13 protein-coding genes are annotated in these 16596 nt (G+C 68.4%); 1 reads left to right on the top strand and 12 read right to left on the bottom strand.

Annotated elements, in window-relative coordinates:
- Positions 1 to 353: 353 nt before the first annotated feature.
- The 3 genes from AB0F86_RS25140 to AB0F86_RS25150 form a co-directional block, all read right to left on the bottom strand.
- Positions 354 to 3584, bottom strand: coding sequence for an arabinosyltransferase domain-containing protein (locus AB0F86_RS25140; protein WP_356986176.1), 3231 nt, complete (start codon positions 3582 to 3584; stop codon positions 354 to 356).
- Between the two features lie 73 nt (positions 3585 to 3657).
- On the bottom strand, positions 3658 to 4152 hold the full coding sequence (locus tag AB0F86_RS25145; protein WP_181699255.1) for a hypothetical protein: 495 nt from the start codon (positions 4150 to 4152) through the stop codon (positions 3658 to 3660).
- A gap of 46 nt (positions 4153 to 4198) precedes the next feature.
- Positions 4199 to 5575 carry a DNA polymerase IV gene (locus AB0F86_RS25150; RefSeq protein WP_356986175.1) on the bottom strand — a complete coding sequence of 459 codons (1377 nt, stop codon included), beginning with the start codon at positions 5573 to 5575 and terminating at the stop codon, positions 4199 to 4201.
- A 94-nt stretch (positions 5576 to 5669) separates the two neighbouring features.
- Between AB0F86_RS25150 and AB0F86_RS25155 the strand changes: the two genes are divergently transcribed.
- A complete protein-coding gene (locus tag AB0F86_RS25155) occupies positions 5670 to 6545 on the top strand; it encodes a UTP--glucose-1-phosphate uridylyltransferase (RefSeq protein ID WP_067497501.1) in 876 nt (291 codons plus the stop codon).
- Between the two features lie 460 nt (positions 6546 to 7005).
- Here AB0F86_RS25155 and ileS read toward each other — a convergent pair whose 3' ends face one another.
- The 9 genes from ileS to AB0F86_RS25200 all read right to left on the bottom strand — a co-directional run bounded on the left by ileS (position 7006) and on the right by AB0F86_RS25200 (position 16595).
- A complete protein-coding gene (ileS, locus tag AB0F86_RS25160; RefSeq protein ID WP_356986172.1) occupies positions 7006 to 10140 on the bottom strand; it encodes an isoleucine--tRNA ligase in 3135 nt (1044 codons plus the stop codon).
- A gap of 269 nt (positions 10141 to 10409) precedes the next feature.
- Positions 10410 to 10610, bottom strand: a complete 201-nt coding sequence (locus AB0F86_RS25165; RefSeq protein WP_225282266.1) for a hypothetical protein — start codon at positions 10608 to 10610, stop codon at positions 10410 to 10412.
- 86 nt (positions 10611 to 10696) lie between these two features.
- Positions 10697 to 11560, bottom strand: a complete 864-nt coding sequence (locus tag AB0F86_RS25170) for a DivIVA domain-containing protein (RefSeq protein ID WP_181699249.1) — start codon at positions 11558 to 11560, stop codon at positions 10697 to 10699.
- A gap of 60 nt (positions 11561 to 11620) precedes the next feature.
- Positions 11621 to 11923 carry a YggT family protein gene (locus tag AB0F86_RS25175; protein ID WP_067497489.1) on the bottom strand — a complete coding sequence of 101 codons (303 nt, stop codon included), beginning with the start codon at positions 11921 to 11923 and terminating at the stop codon, positions 11621 to 11623.
- Between the two features lie 89 nt (positions 11924 to 12012).
- Positions 12013 to 12768 (bottom strand): cell division protein SepF, encoded by a 756-nt coding sequence (gene sepF, locus AB0F86_RS25180; protein WP_067642872.1) that lies wholly within the window; start codon positions 12766 to 12768, stop codon positions 12013 to 12015.
- Between the two features lie 107 nt (positions 12769 to 12875).
- Positions 12876 to 13613 carry a YggS family pyridoxal phosphate-dependent enzyme gene (locus tag AB0F86_RS25185; RefSeq protein WP_356986169.1) on the bottom strand — a complete coding sequence of 246 codons (738 nt, stop codon included), beginning with the start codon at positions 13611 to 13613 and terminating at the stop codon, positions 12876 to 12878.
- A gap of 34 nt (positions 13614 to 13647) precedes the next feature.
- Positions 13648 to 14379 carry a peptidoglycan editing factor PgeF gene (gene pgeF / locus AB0F86_RS25190; RefSeq protein WP_181699245.1) on the bottom strand — a complete coding sequence of 244 codons (732 nt, stop codon included), beginning with the start codon at positions 14377 to 14379 and terminating at the stop codon, positions 13648 to 13650.
- Positions 14380 to 14526: 147 nt separating this feature from the next.
- The gene (gene ftsZ / locus AB0F86_RS25195) at positions 14527 to 15786 is read right to left on the bottom strand and encodes a cell division protein FtsZ (RefSeq protein ID WP_067497477.1); all 1260 of its coding nucleotides are present in this window, start codon (positions 15784 to 15786) and stop codon (positions 14527 to 14529) included.
- Positions 15787 to 15917: 131 nt separating this feature from the next.
- Positions 15918 to 16595, bottom strand: coding sequence for an FtsQ-type POTRA domain-containing protein (locus AB0F86_RS25200; RefSeq protein WP_356986244.1), 678 nt, complete (start codon positions 16593 to 16595; stop codon positions 15918 to 15920).
- Position 16596 lies beyond the last annotated feature (1 nt).

Raw genomic sequence — 16596 nt, forward strand, 5'->3', positions numbered from 1 at the left:
CGCCGTGGTGGCGGGCTTCAGCCCCGAATCAATCCACCACAGCACGGCGAGCAACCCGTCTAGGCGGCACACCGGGCCTCAGCCACTGGGGACGAGCGGTCACCACGCCCCTAATGGCGGGCCTCGACCCGAATCAATCCACCACAACGTGGGGAGCAACCCTCCAGGCGGCACACGGAGCCTCAGCCGACAGGACCAGCGACACCACGCCGTAGTCGGGCGGGCTTCGCCCGAAATCCGCCACCAGCGTGGCCCTCTAGGGCATGGGCCGATTGGACGAGTGATCACCACGCCGTTGTGGCGGATTTCGGGGTGAATCCATCCACCTGAGCGTGGTGATCATGCGTCCTGGGTTACCAGGCGGTGATGACCGGGCCGGGAGTCCAGGTGCCCCACTCGGTGCGGGGGTTCACCGAGACCTCGGCGGGGGTGGCTGTGGTGTCTCGGGGAAGGTATTGCTCGAGGGAGCCCCAGTCCTTGTCCCAGTCGTTGTTCAGGTACGTGGGGAGGGTGCGGGCGGTGAAGAGGAGCTGGGTCCAGCCGAGTGGGCCGCCGCCGTCGTGGCCCTGCCAGAGGTTGGTGATGGTCGCCCCGTTGCGGTCGGGGAGGATGCGGTATTCGGGGTGGGCGGCGACGCCGTTGTGGGTGGGGAGGTGGTTCTGGCACGGGAAGTGCAGGCCCACAGCCCAATCCAGCAGCACGGGGGTGTCGCGGCCGAGCAAGGCGTTCAGCGTGGTCGTCTGGGGCATGCGCGGCGGGGTCACGGCGAGCCACTGGTCGGGGCCCAGATCCTTGTCGGCGGCGACCAGGCGGACCGCAGTGGCGTCGGCGGGGAGCTGGTCGAGCGGCACGCGCAGGTTGCGCCAGATCGGCGCGGGGCCGATGTCGATCGGCATCACCTGACCGGTCACCTGCACCGTGCCGTCGGGCGCGGCGGTGCCGTATTCGACCGTCAGATCCTGGCCGGGATGCACGATGCCGTCGGCGTCGACCGAACGGATCCGGCCGGCCACCGACACCGCGAGCAGCGGGCCGCGCGGGCCCTCGGGCAGGCGGAACCAGCCGGTGGTCAGGGCGGCGGGTTCCTGCGTGCCTGCCCGGTAGCTGCCGAGTACCGGGGTGGTGGCCGGGTCGAGGCCGAACGGGAGCTGCAGCGAACCCTGGCGTGATTCCGAACCGGCCGATGTGGTCGCGTCGCGCAGCTCGTCAGGGTCGTCGGAGACCGAATTCGCTTGGCCGGTGGTGGATTCCACCTCGTCGGAGGTGAGCACGGGAGCCACGCCGTCGGGGCGGAAACCGGTCGACTCGCCCGTCATGGTCGTGGTCATGTCACCGGCGAGCGGGGCGAGCATCGAGGCGTTGGCGTCGGTTTCGACGAGCACCTCGTCGGCCATCCCGCAGCCACTGCCGAACGCGGCGTTCAGATTCGAACTCGCCACCGAGTACGCCGGGTACTGGGCGACGGCGGCCTTGGCGAACGACGCCACCTCGAACAGCACCATCATCGCGGCGGCCACCGCGAGCACGGGCACACCGCTCAGCCGCGTCGGCTTGGCCGACGGACTCGGATGGATGTGGAACCAGGCGGCGATCAGCAGCGCGAGCCCGGTGAGTCCGGCGAACACCGTGGAGACACCGAACCCGGCGACCGACGGCGGCTTGTCCCACCACGGCACACCCCACGCCGACACGTACCAGTAGCCGTTGGCGCCGACGAAGGTCACCGCGAGCGCGAAGAACACCGCGGCGGCGAACAGTGCCCGATTACGCAGGGGCCGCAGCACCTGCGGGCTCACGGCGACCGCGGTGACGGCGGCGACGCAGGTGGCGAGGCCGGCGAACACACCGAACTGGTGCGTCCACTTGGTCGGCGAGAACATCATCAGCACCATGGCGGCGAGGGTGATGCCGAGCAAGCGCCGGGTGGGTCCGACGGCCGTGCCGGGGATGTGCCCGCCGCGCCGCAACATGGTCGCCGCGCACACGACGAGGCCGAGCAGCATCACGAACACCCCGAAGCGGCGGGTGAGCCAGCCGTCGGCGTTGATCTGCAACAGGAACTGGTAGCGCAGGAATTCGAAGAACCAGGACTCCCCCGGCCCGATCTTCTCGTGCACCGCGAACATCTCGCGCACACCGGCCAGGGTGCGGTCGGCGAAGACGACGGTGAGCACGACAACACCCGCCGCGAGGATCGGCAGCAGCTGCGACAGGTAGCCCACCGTCTTGGCCCGGCGCACGATCACCGCCGTCATGGTGCGCGCGCCGGCCACCAGCGCGCCGAGGCAGATCAGCCCCGACGGCGCACCGGTGAGGGTGAACGCGGCCACGATCACCGCCACCGCGTAGGGCAGCAACCGCCGCGTGGCGATGGCCCGCTCCACCGACACCCAGGTGACCAGAACACCGAGGGCGACAACGAATTCCGCGCGCAAGCCGTTGTTGTAGGGCAGCCAGAACGCGAGGAACACCAGCGCCGCGGTCCAGGTGACGAGCTTGCTGTGCCGCAACGCGATACCCAGGCGCGGCAGCACTTCACGGCTGATCAACCACCAGGTGAGCACACCGGCGAGCAGCGCGGGCAGGCGGACGAGCGGGCTGACGGTGGAGATGTGGGTGAGCCAGCCGATGATGTCGGTGTAGGGGGTGTAGAACGGGCCCTCGTCGACGCTGAACCAGCGGTAGTAGTTCGACATGTTGCCCGAACTGCGTGCGCCCCTTGCCATCCCGAGGATGTAGCCGTCGTCGGAGGTGTTGGCGCCGATGAAATGCCAGACGCCGAGCACCGCGAACACCAGCCAGTCGACCGGGCGCAGCCGCCACCAGCGCTGCGGCAGGAACCGGCGCGCCGACCGGCCGTCGGCGGCGTCGAGCCGGTGCAGCGCGAACAGGGCGACGAGCGTCGCGAGCACGCACAGCGCGATCACCGCGAGCTTGGGCCAGGTGGGCGAGGTGATGTAGCGCGAATCGACGTCCACACGCACCGCCAGGTCGGCGGGTGCGGCACCGGTGAGCTCGCTGAACACCCCGACCACCTGTGGGCGGAGATCGCCGGCGAGGGTGGCGCCCTCCCCGAGTCCCGTTGTGGTGACCGTTGATCCGGTCGGCGACAGGGTGACGGTGAGCGCGCACGACCGGTCGAGCACCTCGGCCAGCGGCGCGGTCCACACCAGCATCGAACGCGACACCACGTCGACCCGACCGGGGCGCTCGGGAGTGTCGGCGACGACCTTCACGACGAAGCCGTATTTCTCCATGTCGGCCGATTGCCTCGGCACGGTTGACACGACCACCCCGCCGGTCGCCGCGACCGAACTCAATGCCGCACACGGCACCGTCGCCGTCAGGGCTGCGGGGGCGTAGGCCACGAGCGGTGCCTCGACCGACGCGGGCGAGCCCTGCTGCGGCCAGGACACGCTCGCGGCGTCGACGCGGACGGGAAGGAAGGGGATGGCCGCGGCGCTGAGCACCGCGATCAGCCCGGCGACGATCGCCACGACCCGCGCCCAGCCGGGCGAACCCGGTCGCACCGGCTCCGAAGCACCCTTGGGCGGATGCCCCTGCCGCACGATCGTCTCAACCACGGGGCCTGATCCTAACCGCGCGCCCGCCCGCGCCCCAGCCGCCCCGGCGTGGAGCCGTCAGCACAGCGGAATGTCAGACGCACGCGGCCGACTGCTGACCCAGATTCGTCAGCATGGTGCAGGCCCACGCCTTCTGCACCTTCCACTTACCGGCGTCGGCCACGAACGGCACGTCCACCACATTCGTCTGCCCGTTCACCGTGAAGTTCGCCTTGGCGTTCACACTGTCACCGAAGGAGGTCACCTCGGTGACCTGCACTTGGGCACCGGCGTCGCGCGCGGCGACGGCCAGGCGGTTCGGCAGCTCGGGATCGGCCTCGCCGCCCTGCACGAAGTCCAGCTTCTGTTCGTTGGGCACCGACGGGTCGAGCGCCGTGTTGAGCTGGGCATTGAGCTCCTCCACCGACGGCACCGGTGGCAGCGCGTCGTCGGTGGCGGTCGTCGTGGTCGCCTTGGCGCTGGTGGTCGTCTTGGCGGCGGGCTTGTCTTCGGTGCACGCGCTCAGCCCGAGTGCGGTGATCACGGCCAGGCCTGCGATCGCGACACGGCCGATCCTGCGGTGGGTCAACTGCTCGTCCTTCGGTTCGAGGGGCGGGCTGCCGGGCGTGGCCCGCTCAGTCGAGGCTGGCGAGCGGGTCGGCGGGCGACAGTCCCGATTCGTCGGCAGGAAAGGTACGCGCCGGGCCGGGGCCTGTCGAACTGGTCTCGAAACGCACTGTCACCACGCCGTAGCCCGCCCCCTGCACCCACCCGTGCCCGAATTCCGGATGCCGCACGTCCATACCCGAAAGCCATTGCCCCACCGGCAGTTCCACTCGTTCGGCCACCGGCTCGGGGGGCTCAACAGAATCGGTGTCGATATCGGCGGGCAGCGCCTGGTCGAGTTCGGGGAACAGCGATTCCTGGCGAACCATGGTGAGCCCGCCGTAACCGACCCCGACCAGCCGGATGGGTCCGAGTTCGGTGGGGTCGATGGCCGAACGTTGCGCGGCCGCGGCCAGCGTGCTCAGTTCGGTGGTGGCATAGGGCAGCGTGAACGAGCGGGTCACGATGCTCATGTCGGATTTCTTGAGTTTGAGGACGACGGTGCGGGCGGCGCGACCGTCGCGTTCGAGTCTGCGATGCGCCGAGGCGGCCATGGCGGTGATCGCGGTGCGCAGGTCGGCGAGGGTGACGATGTCGCGTTCGTAGGTGTTCTCGGCGCTGATCTGCTTGGCCTCGGCACGCTCGCTGACCGGCCGGTCGTCGATTCCGCGCGCCAGCCGGTGCAGCGCGGCACCGACACTGCCGCCGAGGATCGAGGCGGCCTCGACTTCCGGCAGCGCGGCGAACGCGCCGACGGTCTCGATACCGAGGCTGCGTAATCGCGATTCGGCGACCGGACCGATGCCCCACAGTTTGCGCACCGGCAACCCGGCCAGCAACGCGCCCTGCTCGGACGGCGAAATCACCCGCATCCCATCGGGTTTCGCCAGTCCGGAGCCGATCTTGGCCAGCTGTTTCCCGGTGCCCGCCCCGATGGAGGCCGTGAGACCCGTCCGCGCACGGACCAGTGCGCGCAGCATCGCGCAGTACTCCTCGACCTCGGCGACGCTCGCCCCGGCGAGCTCGACCGGTTCGGCGAACGCCTCGTCGAACGACAACGTCTCGAGCACCGGTACCCGGCTGCGCAGCGCGTCGAACACCCGCCCGCTCAGCACTGAATACACGGCCCCACGTGGCGGCACGACCACCGCCGAGACACCGACCAGCCGCCGCGCCTGATGCATGGGCATGGCCGAACGCGCACCGAACACCCGCGCCTCATAGCTGGCGCCTGCCACCACCCCGCGCTGACCGACCCCACCCACGAGCACCGGCCTGCCGCGCAGGGTCGGCCGGGTGAGCTGTTCGGCCGAGGCGAAGAAGGCGTCCATATCGATGTGCAGCACCCACCGACGTGCGGTGACCGCCGCATCGGGCCTGGCCTCGACCGGGACATGGGTGCTCACGAGCGCAATGTACGCGCCCGCACCGACAGATCCTCGACACCCGGCCGCCACCGAGGCACCGCACAGACACCTCGAAATGTGTGATGATCGGGTGATGAAGATCCGTAAGGCTGTTATCCCGGCCGCGGGAATCGGCTCCCGGCTGCTGCCCCTGACCAAGGCGACGCCGAAGGAGATGCTGCCGGTCGGCGACAAACCCGTCATCGAGCACACGGTGCGTGAGCTGGTCGCCTCCGGCATCACCGACATCACCATCGTGGTGACCAGTGGCAAGTCGCTGATCCAGGACCATTTCCGGCCGAACCCGGCGCTGGTCGCCCAATTGCGTGCCGACGGCAAGTCCGCCTACGCCGACGCCGTGGAGGAGGTGGGTGAGCTATCGCGCGAGGGCCACATCACCTACCTCGACCAGCACGGCCCGTACGGCAACGGCACCCCGGTGCTCAACGCCGCCCGGCACCTGGGCGACGAACCGATGCTGGTGCTCTGGCCCGACGACGTGTTCGTCGCCGAGGTACCGCGCGCCCAGCAGCTCATCAAGGCCTACGAGTCCACCGGCTGCCCGGTGCTGGCCCTGATGCCGATGGAGCCGGGCGAGTCGCAGCGCTACGGCGTGCCGGTGGTGCGCGAGGACCTCGACGACGGGTTGCTGCGCATCTCCGGGCTGATGGAGAAGCCGAAGCCGGAGGACGCGCCGTCGGCGTACGCGGCCATCGGCGGGTACGTGGTGACGCCGGGCATCATCGACGAACTGCAGCTGCAGACCGACAACTGGTACACCCACCGCACCGGCGAGGTGTACCTGACCGACGCGATCAACAAGTACGCCGCCGAACACGCGGTGTACGGGCAGGTGATCCAGGGCCGCTGGTACGACACCGGTAACCCGGCCGACTACCTGGTCGCCCAATTCGCTTCGGCGCTGGCCCATCCCGAGTACGGGCCGCTGCTGCGCCAGCTGGTGGACTAGCGGTTCGCCTGCGCCGCTCCCGCGCGGCGCAGGCGAACGGTCAACACCGTTTGTCCGCGAGAACGAGGTTCGTCGCGATCGTCGCGACGAATCCGAACAGCAGGCGCCGCAGAACTTTTCGCCGCACAGGTGGACTCCCCTCGTCCCGGCGACGGGTCGCCGACTGGTCGGTTACCGGGCGGCATCTCACCGATCGCGGCACGCCGCCCGTCGATCCGGCGCCGCGACGGAGGTGAACTCACTTCCGTCGCGGCCCCGTTTCCACAGGACACTCATCACGAACCGTCGCTGTCACCTCAGCGTGTTCCATGCGCACGGGCAGCAACACGACCCATTGTGCCCGAAGTGGCGCGAGAAAGTCACCAATTCAGCAACCTTTCCGCGAACTGTCCCGTCAGCCTGCGGTTTTCGACCTGAAAGTGTGTCCGGGGCCGGGCGCGGCCGACCCCGGACAGACCGATCAGGCCTTGGCGAGCGACACCTTCACCCCACCGGTGATTTCCGGGGCGTCCGCGTCGACCGCACCGAAAGTCAGTGTGGTCGCGAGGATTTCACCGGCGATCAGGTCGCGGTGGGTTTCGGCCCACTCGGCCCGGTCGGCGGGCACGTCGAGCACCACGGTGATCCGGTCCGACACGTCGAGACCCTGTGACTTGCGGGTCTCCTGCAGGTCGCGGATGAGGTCGCGGGCCCAGCCCTCGGCTTCCAGCTCCTCGGTGACCACCGAGTTCAGCACGACCAGACCGGCATTGCCGGGCAGGGCGGCCGTGGATTCGGGTTCGGCGGCGACCAGGCGCTGGGTGTACTCCTCGGGCAGCAACGTGATGCCGGCGGCGGTGACGACACCGTCGGCCGATTCCGACCACTCCCCCGCCTTCACGGCCTTGATCACCGTCTGCACCTGCTTGCCCAGGCGCGGACCGGCCGCGCGGGCGTTGACGGCCAGCTCGAAACGGCCGTGCGCGGCGACATCGGTGGTCAGATCGACCTTCTTGACATTGACCTCGTCGGCGATCAGCGCCGTGAACGGGGCGAGCCGTTCGGCGTCGGCCGCCGCGATGGTCACCTCGGCCAGCGGCAACCGCACCCGCAGGTTCTTGGCCTTGCGCAGGCTCAGCACCGTGGAACACACGGTACGCACCTCGTCCATGGCCGCCACCAGATCCGGATCGTGCGGCAGCTCGGACTCGGCCGGCCAGTCGGCCAGGTGCACCGAGCGTTCGCCGGTGAGCCCACGCCAGATCACCTCGCTGATCAGCGGCAGCAGCGGCGCGGCCAGCCGGGTGGCCACCTCGAGCACGGTGTGCAGGGTGTCCACGGCGTCGCGGTCCTCGGACCAGAAGCGCGAACGCGACCGGCGCACATACCAATTGGTGAGCGCGTCGGCGAACGAGCGCAACTCGTCGCAGGCACCGGCGATGTCGTAGGTCTCGAGCGCCTCGGTCATCACGTCGCGGGTCACCGCGAGCTTGGCCAGGATGTAGCGGTCGAGCACGTTCGGTGAATCCGTGCGCCACACACCGGGCTTCGAGGCGTAGAGCTGCAGGAAGGTCCACGCGTTCCACAACGGGCGCAGCGCGTGGCTCACGCCTTCGCGGATGCCGCGCTCGGTGACGATGAGGTTGCCGCCGCGCAGGATCGGCGAGCTCATCAGGAACCAGCGCATCGCGTCGGAACCGTCGCGGTCGAAGACCTCGTTGACGTCGGGGTAGTTGCCCTTGGACTTCGACATCTTCAGGCCGTCGTCACCGAGCACGATGCCGTGCGCGGCAACGGTTTTGAACGACGGCGAGTCGAACAGCGCGGTCGAGAGCACGTGCAGGGTGTAGAACCAGCCGCGGGTCTGCCCGTTGTACTCGACGATGAAATCGCCGGGGAAGTGACTGTCGAACCACTCCTTGTTCTCGAACGGGTAGTGCACCTGGGCGAACGGCATCGAACCCGACTCGAACCAGCAGTCGAGCACCTCGGGGACCCGGCGCATGGTCGACTTCCCGGTCGGGTCGTCGGGGTTGGGCCGGGTGAGATCGTCGATGCCGGGGCGGTGCAGGTCTTCCAGTCGCACGCCGAAGTCGCGCTCGAGTTCGTCGAGCGAACCGTAGACGTCCACGCGCGGGTGGGCCGGGTCGTCGGACACCCACACCGGGATCGGGCTGCCCCAGTAGCGATTACGGCTGATGTTCCAGTCGCGCGCGCCCTCGAGCCACTTGCCGAACTGTCCGTCGCGGATGTGTTCGGGCACCCAGGTGATGTGCTTGTTCAGCTCGACCATCCGGTCACGGAACTTGGTGACCGCGACGAACCAGGACGGGACCGCCATGTAGATCAGCGGCTGACCCGAACGCCAGCTGTGCGGGTAGGAGTGCTCGATCGTCTCGTGCCGAAGCAGTTTTCCGGCGGCCTTGAGGTCCTTGATGATGACCGGGTTGGCGTCGAACACCACCAGGCCCTCGTACGGCGGCACCATCGAGGTGAACTTGCCCGCCGGGTCGAGCGGCTGCACGATCTCGATCCCGTTGGCCGAGGCCACGTCCATGTCCTCCTCACCGAAAGCCGGTGCGAGGTGGACGATTCCGGTGCCGGAGTCGGTGGTGACGTAGTCGGCGGTGAGCACTCGGTGTGCGTTCGGATGGCCGAGGAAGAAGTCGAACGGCGGCTGGTAGGACAGCCCGGCCAGGGCGGCGCCGTCGTACTCGCCGAGCACGGCCGGTTCCTCACCGAACTCACGGGAGTAGTGCGAAACCCGTTCGGCGGCAAGCAGATAACGCTTGCCGTCGGCGGCCTGGAGATGCACGTAGCGCACGTCGGGGTGCACCGCGATCGCGAGGTTGGACGGCAGGGTCCACGGGGTGGTCGTCCAGATCAGTGCGTTGGCGCCGTCGAGCGCGGCCAGGGGGTGTTCGGCGGGGACCGACAGCACCATGTCGACGGTGACCGCCGGGTCCTGGCGCATCTTGTAGGCGTCGTCGAGGCGGGTCTCCTGGTTCGACAGCGGCGTCTGCTCGTACCAGCTGTAGGGCAGCACCCGGAAGCCCTGGTAGATCAGTCCCTTGTCGTAGAGGGACTTGAACGCCCACATCACCGACTCCATGAAGTCGAGATCGAGGGTCTTGTAGTCGTTGTCGAAGTCGACCCAGCGCGCCTGGCGGGTGACGTACTCGCGCCACTCGTTGGTGTAGCGCAGCACCGAGGACTTGCAGGCGGCGTTGAACTCGGCCAGCCCCATCGCGTCGATCTGCGATTTGTCGGTGATGCCGAGTTGCTTCTCGGCCTCGATCTCGGCGGGCAGGCCGTGGGTGTCCCAGCCGAAGCGCCGGTCGACCTTCTTGCCGCGCATGGTCTGGAAGCGCGGGATCAGGTCCTTGACGTAGCCGGTGAGCAGGTGGCCGTAGTGCGGCAGGCCGTTGGCGAAGGGCGGTCCGTCGTAGAAGACGAACTCACTGTTGCCGTCGCGGTTGTCGATGCTCGCGCGGAAGGTGTCGTCGCGGGCCCAGTAGTCGAGCACCGTGGTTTCGAGTTCCGGGAACGTCGCGCCGGAACCGGCACCGAAATCGACCCGCGGGTACGCACCACCGGTGGTTGTCTCGTCCGCCATTGCGGAATGCTCCTCGTGCCGCCGCGCCGCAGGCGCGGATCCGTGGCACGGGGACGATGCCGGCGCAGGTGCGCCGAAACCGCGGTACCACCCCGTTTGCCCGCGCCGGGAAAGCACGCGAGCCTCTCGTTGCGAGCTGTGACGGGCTCACCCGTTCGGTTCTACTGAGCGCGAGTGCGCCGTTCTTCCGAAGGCTCCCCGGTGATGGCCGGATCAACGCCGTGTGTCAGTCGATTCTAGCCGGGTTCGTCCAGCCCATTTCCGCGCGGTCAGTCCTTGCGGGCATGTCGCCCGGGCGGAACCGGGTCGTTCTCGGGTCGCCCACCGGCCAGCGCGCTCACCAGCAGGGTGCCCGCGCCGACGATACAGATCAGGATGCAGGCCCACGCCCACGCCACCGAACCGGTGGCGAGTGCCGCCACGAGCAGCGCGAATCCGATCGCGGCCAGAACGAGCGTCAAGACGAGCATGCTGACTCCCAAGCAACCGAGCAGCCCGACGAACTGGGCGTTCCCGAATCACGCGACGCGCTGCGCCGCGCGACCCGGGTTCCAGTTTACTTGGCGCCCTTGGCGAAGGAGGAGGCCGGAGCCAAACTGTTGGACGATCCGTTGGTGTCGCCCGCGAACTCGCCGCCGTCGACCGGAACGGCCGAACCACGGTTCTCCAGTTCCTCGAGCTGCGACTCCAGGTAGGACTTCAGGCGCACGCGGTACTCGCGCTCGAAGGTCTTGAGCTGCTCGATCCGGCTTTCCAGCACCGTACGCTGCTGGGTGATGGTCGCCATGATCTCCGCGTGCTGACGCTCGGCGTCGGCGGTGAGGGCCTCGGCCTTGTCCTTGGCCTGGCGGATCTGGGTCTCGGAACGGTTCTGCGCGTCGGCGAGCATCGCGTCGGACTTCTGCCGCGCGTCGGCGATCATCGCCTCGGAGCGGGTGCGGGCGTCGCCGACCAGACGCTCGGAGTTTGCCCGCGCGTTCGACAGCAGGCTCTCGGCCTCGGTCTTGGCGTCGGTGGTGAGGCGGTCGGCCATCTCCTGCGCCAGGGTGAGGACCTTCGCGGCCTGCATGTTGGCGTCGGGGCCCGAGTTGTCGCGGACGGGCGCGGCCACCGGCATCGGCGCGGGCGGCGCCGCCGGGACCGGCGCCGGAATAGGTTCTGGGGCCGGCGGCGGTGCCTGTTGGACCGGGGCCTTCACGGCGGCGACCGGGGCCGACCCGCGATTCTTCTTCGCGTCGGCTAGCTCGGTGTCGAGCTCGGCGACCCGCTGACGCAGGTCGGCGTTCTCCTCGATCAGGCGCGAAAGCTCCTGCTCGACGAGATCCAGGAAGGCATCGACCTCGTCCTCGTTGTAGCCGCGCTTACCGATCGGCGGTTTGCTGAACGCGACGTTGTGCACATCGGCGGGAGTCAGCGGCATCGAAGGATCCCTTCACGCGGTCTTTGGAGAACTAGCAAGCGGTCTTCTCGACTCATTGTGTCACACGGAGGTCACGGGCTGCCCGAGCCTACCCACGATGGACATCAGGATGAACACGACGAAGAGCAGAACCATAATCGACAGATCGAGCCGAATACCGCCCAGATTCACGGGAGGTATCAAGCGTCTCAACAGTTTCACCGGCGGATCGGTGACGGTGAAGATGAACTCCAACACGATCACCACCACGCCGGTCGGGCGCCAGTCACGCGCGAAACTGCGGATGAACTCCACGATCACCCGGCTGATCAACAACAGCCAGAAGATGAAAAGCACGAGGTACAGAACCGCGAACAGGGCCACGGGTTCACTCTGCCGCAAAATCGGCGACGTGCAAAATGGCCGCGCCGCGCAATGCGCGGGCGGCCATCACGGCAGTTGGTGAATTGTCACTATTTCTGGTTGTAGAAGCCGTTTTCGGCGATCCGACGACGCTCTTCGGCCGATACGTCGACATCGGCCGGTGAGAGCAGGAACACCTTCGTGGCCACCTTGTCGAACGAGCCACGCAGCGCGAACGCCAGCCCGGCCGCGAAATCGACCAGCCGCTTGGCATCGGCGTTGCTCAGGTCGACCAAGTCCATGATGACCGGGTTTCCCTCGCGGAAACGCTCACCGATGATCCTGGCCTCGCTGTAATCGCGCGGACGCAGCGTGGTGATCTTGGACAAGGGACCTCCGTCCTCGAAGATCCCGGGCCGCCGCACGGGCGCGGGCTCGGGGCGCAAGCGCTCCTCCAACCTGCGCTCCTCGGCGTCGGGATCGACCGCGAGCGCGCCACGGGTCGAGCCGCGCATCCCCGGCGCGACCCCGCCCGCCCGGAACGCACGGCCCGACGAGGGCGCCGTCTCGATCCTGGTCGGGCGTCGCGGCGGATCGTAGCGATCCTCGGCGTAGGCGTCGTCGACGTAGTCGTCGCGACGCGCCTGATAAGCCGGCTTGTAGGCAGGCTGGGGGAAGTCGTCGGCTTCGTCGCCGAAACGTTCGGAGCCGTAACGATCTTCGGCGTAGCGGTCGTAGCTGCGCGGGCGAGTACGGCCGGCGCGCTCCTCAGGGCCGCGCGAGGCGTGATCGTCGACGTAGTCGTCTTCGTACTCATCGAGCGGAACCATGCCGAAGTACGCCTTGAACTTGTGCAGCGTGCTCATCCTGGACGACCTTCCTTCGGCCCCGGTGGCGGCCGGGTGTTGAAGTTCTTGCTCAGCGCCTCGTCGGCCAATCGTATGTGTCGAATGTGACTGATGAGGTTTCTTTGCTACGCCGAGGTTATCGGTCGGGCGCCCATCAAGGCGGTACCGACACGCACACACGTCGAACCGTGTTCGACCGCGATCTCCAAATCACCCGACATACCTGCAGAAAGTTCGGTGGCATCGGCGTGTTGCGAGAGCAGCGAAGTGTGCAAAGTCGCAAGCTTCGCAAAGGACGCATGAATGTCGGCGTCAAGGGGTGGAATCGCCATCAGACCGGCCAGATGCAGTCCGGGGGCCTTCGCTACCAGGTCGGCCAGGGCGGGCAGATCGGCCGGTTCGACACCCCCGCGTCCGGGGTCGGCGTCCAGGCTCACCTGCAGCAGCACACGCAGGGGCGCGGTACGCTCGCCGGCTGCCTGTGCGTCGGTCACCGCCCGGTCCAGCGCGTTTGCCAGCCGTTCGCTGTCGACCGAGTGCACGGTGTGTGCCCATCGGGCCACGGCGCGGGCCTTGTTGCGCTGCAAGCGGCCGATCATGTGCCACTCGACGTCGTCGTAGGCCAGCTCGGCGACCTTGGCCGAGGCCTCCTGTTCGCGTGACTCGCCGAACTCGCGCCTGCCGAGGCGGTAGAGGATGTCGACATCGGCAGCCGGGAAGAATTTCGTCACCGGCAGCAGCCGCACCGAGCCGGCCGGGCGACCCGCGGCGGCCACGGCGGCGTCGAGACGCGTGAGCAGCCCGTCCAGGCGGGTCGAGAGTTCGCTCGCGCGATCGGTGCCGGTCGAGGTCTCCTGGGTCATGCGGCCTCCCCTCGCCGGGTGGTGTGCTGTGGGCTCATGCGGTCGCGTCCATCCAGATCACACCCGCGATGCGGCCGGTCGGGGCGCCGCGGCGGTGGCTGAACAGGGTTTTGTCCTCGATGGTGCAGCGCGGGTCGAGGGCGATGCCGCCGACGCCCGCCTCGGTGAGCTGCCTGCTGATGCCCGCACGCAGGTCGAGGCCGGGGGTCTTGCGGACCGTGGTGGTTGCGCTGCCGGGCAGGTGGGCCTCCACGTCGGCGCGCATGGCGGCCGGCACCTCGTACTGACGGCCCGACGCGGCGGGCCCGAGGAAGGCGCCGATGCGCTCCACCCGGGCGCCGACGGAGACCATCGCCTCGAGTACTCGTGGCACGATGCCGATTCTGGCGCCGATGCGGCCCGCGTGCACCGCCGCGATCACGCCTGCCTCGTCGTCGGACAGCAGGATCGGCACGCAGTCGGCGGTGAGGACGACCAGGGCGAGGCCGGGCACCGTGGTGACGAGCGCGTCGGTCACCGGGACCGGTTCGGCACGCGGCCCGTCGACGATCTCGACATTGCGGCCGTGCACCTGCTCCATCCACACCAGCCGGTCGGGGGTGAGCCCGATGCCCTCGGCCAGGCGGATCCTGTTGCGGCGCACGGCCTCCGGATCGTCACCGACGTGATCGCCCAGGTTGAACGAGTCGTACGGGGCGACGGAGAAGCCACCGGCGCGGGTGGTGGTCACCCGGCGAACGGTCACGGTGGGGGGTGCGGAAGTCATGGTTCGAGGGTAGTGCGGTCGGCGGGTCGATCGGTGCGCGCGTGGGGTGACATCGGAAACCCGGCGCGGGTCCCGGCGACCCCGGGCTGAGCCGGAGACGCGAAAGCGCCCGAACTCACCGGGGAGTTCGGGCGCTGTTGTCCGTGCCTAGCGGCGCATGAAGATCGGCACCTCGATGTCGTCGTCATCGTCGCCGTCGTCGCGCGGTTCGGGGTTGTTGACGCGGTTGAGCGCCTGCTCGGTGACCCGCTGACGCTCCGACTCCCGGTACCGCTCGGTGTCGCGGTAGTTGGGCGCCGCCGCCCGTCCGCTCGACATACCCGCGGTGGCGGGCTCGGTGGGCCGGGCCGGGGCCTCCGTGCTGCGGCTCTGCCCCACCTCGCCCGCACGACCGGAGCCGATCGGGTTCGACGAGGACCGGCCGGTCTGCATGGTGTTCTCGACCGCGCGCCGCGAGGGGCCGCCGCCGTCGAAACCGGCGGCGATCACGGTGACGCGCACTTCGTCGCCGAGCGAATCGTCGATGACCGTACCGAAGATGATGTTGGCCTCGATGTGGGCGGCCTCCTGCACCAGCGAGGCGGCCTCGTTGATCTCGAACAGACCGAGATCGGAACCGCCCGCGATCGAGAGCAGCACGCCGTGCGCACCGTCCATCGATGCCTCGAGCAGTGGCGAATTGATCGCCGTCTCGGCAGCTTTCACCGACCGGCCCTCACCGCGCGCCGAGCCGATGCCCATGAGCGCCGAACCGGCACCCGACATCACACTCTTCACGTCGGCGAAGTCGACATTGATCAGGCCTGGGGTGGTGATCAGGTCGGTAATACCCTGAACACCGTTGAGCAGAACTTCGTCTGCCGACCGGAAGGCATCCATCAGACTCACCGCCGCGTCGCCCAGCTGCAGCAGCCGGTCGTTCGGAATGACGATGAGGGTGTCGCACGACTCGCGAAGCAGGTTGATGCCCACTTCGGCCTGGTTCCCACGCCGTTTTCCTTCGAAGGAGAACGGCCGGGTCACGACGCCTATAGTCAGCGCGCCCAGCTTGCGAGCGATGCTGGCGACGACAGGGGCGCCACCGGTTCCGGTACCACCGCCTTCGCCTGCGGTGACGAAGACCATGTCGGCGCCCTTGAGCACCTCTTCGATCTCGTCCTTGTGGTCTTCGGCCGCTTTGCGACCGACTTCCGGATCGGCTCCGGCGCCAAGTCCTCGGGTGAGTTCACGGCCGACATCGAGCTTCACATCGGCGTCGCTCATCAGCAGGGCCTGTGCGTCGGTATTGACCGCGATGAACTCGACTCCCTTGAGTCCCTGTTCGATCATCCGGTTGACGGCGTTCACGCCGCCGCCGCCGATACCGACGACCTTGATCACGGCAAGGTAGTTGTGCGGGGGCGTCATGGGCTCTCGCCTTCCTTCGATCTAAAACCCTCAACCTCAACCATAGGGTTGGCGTTATGTCAAGTATCCGACTGCTGCGGAACGCTATTCGCAGCCACCGCGATCCCGGCGCAGGCGCGCCGAAGTTTCGCTCACTTTACCGTGACCAGATTCGGACTCGAAACGTCGAACACGGTGCCTTCCCGGGTGAGCAGCGGCATTACGACGGCAGCTTTGCGCTCCCCGTCGCCCGTGCCGCCCCACACTACCTTTCTTCCGTCGCGCAGGTTGAGCGAGACATCCGAAATGGACCGTGCGACAACCTCACCCACCTGCACCGACAACGCGGGCGGCAGCGTGACCAGCACGGCGACGGCGGCGCGGGCCCCATCCGGCCCCGACATCGAGCCCTCGGTGACCAATTTCGGCACGCCGATCGGCGGTGCGGGCTCGATCGCGAATTCCACACTCTCGGCGTCGATCAGGTGCGCGCCGTCGGGAGCGTCGATGTACACCACCGGAGTTCGCTCCACGACCGTCACCAGCACCGTCGACGGAAAATTCCGCTGCACCCGGACCGAGCGCACCGTGGGGATCGCCGCCACGCGGCGGGCGATCTCGGTGGTGTCGATGCGCAACATCGAACGCCCGTCCGGGATCTCGAGCCGCTCGCGTACCTGTTCCTCGGGCACGACAGTCAGGCCGTCGATCCGCACGGTCCGTACCGACAACGCCGGGGTGAACCACGCGAGCACCGCGAGCACGGTGACGACGACCAGCCCGACCGCCGTCCAGAGCCGGTAGCCGTGCCACCCGCGCGCGGCGGGCATC

Source organism: Nocardia sp. NPDC023733 (genome assembly GCF_040639775.1).
Classification (GTDB): domain Bacteria; phylum Actinomycetota; class Actinomycetes; order Mycobacteriales; family Mycobacteriaceae; genus Nocardia; species Nocardia rosealba.

Excerpts from the sequence above, each read along its gene's own strand:
- sepF (WP_067642872.1), bottom strand. The coding sequence starts at position 12,768 with ATGAGCACGCTGCACAAGTTCAAGGCGTACTTCGGCATGGTTCCGCTC.
- AB0F86_RS25185 (WP_356986169.1), bottom strand. The coding sequence starts at position 13,613 with ATGACCCAGGAGACCTCGACCGGCACCGATCGCGCGAGCGAACTCTCG.
- AB0F86_RS25165 (WP_225282266.1), bottom strand. The coding sequence starts at position 10,610 with ATGCTCGTCTTGACGCTCGTTCTGGCCGCGATCGGATTCGCGCTGCTC.
- ileS (WP_356986172.1), bottom strand. The coding sequence starts at position 10,140 with ATGGCGGACGAGACAACCACCGGTGGTGCGTACCCGCGGGTCGATTTC.
- ftsZ (WP_067497477.1), bottom strand. The coding sequence starts at position 15,786 with ATGACGCCCCCGCACAACTACCTTGCCGTGATCAAGGTCGTCGGTATC.
- pgeF (WP_181699245.1), bottom strand. The coding sequence starts at position 14,379 with ATGACTTCCGCACCCCCCACCGTGACCGTTCGCCGGGTGACCACCACC.
- AB0F86_RS25200 (WP_356986244.1), bottom strand. The coding sequence starts at position 16,595 with ATGCCCGCCGCGCGCGGGTGGCACGGCTACCGGCTCTGGACGGCGGTC.
- AB0F86_RS25155 (WP_067497501.1), top strand. The coding sequence starts at position 5,670 with ATGAAGATCCGTAAGGCTGTTATCCCGGCCGCGGGAATCGGCTCCCGG.
- AB0F86_RS25170 (WP_181699249.1), bottom strand. The coding sequence starts at position 11,560 with ATGCCGCTGACTCCCGCCGATGTGCACAACGTCGCGTTCAGCAAACCG.